General features: G+C 61.9%; 1 pseudogene. It reads left to right on the top strand.

The features are described 5' to 3' along the window. A pseudogene (gene rpoB / locus EN850_RS33600) lies at positions 1–446 on the top strand (DNA-directed RNA polymerase subunit beta); the annotation flags it as partial.

Here is a 446-nt window from a genome sequence, read left to right as displayed (position 1 = left end):
GTGCTCGACGGTCTTGAGCATGGCCAGTGGTTCAAACTGCGCATGGCTGAAGATGCTCTGAACGAGCAGCTCGAGAAGGCTCAGGCCTACATCGTTGATCGTCGCCGTATGCTGGACGACAAGTTCGAAGACAAGAAGCGCAAACTGCAGCAGGGCGATGACCTGGCTCCAGGCGTGCTGAAGATCGTCAAGGTTTACCTGGCAATCCGTCGTCGCATCCAGCCGGGCGACAAGATGGCAGGCCGCCACGGCAACAAGGGTGTGGTCTCCAACGTGGTGCCGGTCGAGGACATGCCGTACATGGCCTCGGGCGAAACCGTGGACATCGTGCTGAACCCGCTGGGCGTGCCGTCGCGCATGAACATCGGCCAGATCCTGGAAGTGCACCTGGGCTGGGCGGCCAAGGGCCTGGGTCGCAAGATCCAGGCGATGCTGGAAGCCCAGGC

The organism is Mesorhizobium sp. M8A.F.Ca.ET.207.01.1.1 (assembly GCF_004794715.1).
In the GTDB taxonomy this organism is placed as follows: domain Bacteria; phylum Pseudomonadota; class Alphaproteobacteria; order Rhizobiales; family Rhizobiaceae; genus Mesorhizobium.
The sequence above is the reverse complement of the archived record's forward strand: the minus strand, read 5'-3'. Positions and strand labels throughout refer to the sequence as shown.